Raw genomic sequence first — 272 nt, forward strand, 5'->3', positions numbered from 1 at the left:
ATGTAAGAAGAAACGTATTATATGAAGGATATCAGCCATCTGGAAATATTATTGAATTGTTTGATGGATGTTCTGTTTCAGCGAATGTTTATCCAACTAGAAAATATCAAATTGTAAGGAACTGCAAATGTATATTTTATATTTGTGAAGTGTATCATGCAGAGAATATACAGGAACTGCTTAAATAAGAAATAAACAAGAAACCAGCCTATAAAATGGCTGGTTTCTTGTTTATTTTACAGCTTCTTTTAATTCTTTACCTGCTTTAAATG

General features: G+C 29.4%; 1 pseudogene. It reads left to right on the top strand.

Features of this window, described 5'->3' with window-relative positions:
• A pseudogene (locus V7038_RS27410) lies at nt 1-188 on the top strand (cold-shock protein); the annotation flags it as partial.
• Nucleotides 189-272 lie beyond the last annotated feature (84 nt).

The organism is Bacillus sp. JJ783 (genome assembly GCF_036963225.1).
In the GTDB taxonomy this organism is placed as follows: domain Bacteria; phylum Bacillota; class Bacilli; order Bacillales; family Bacillaceae_G; genus Bacillus_A; species Bacillus_A cereus_U.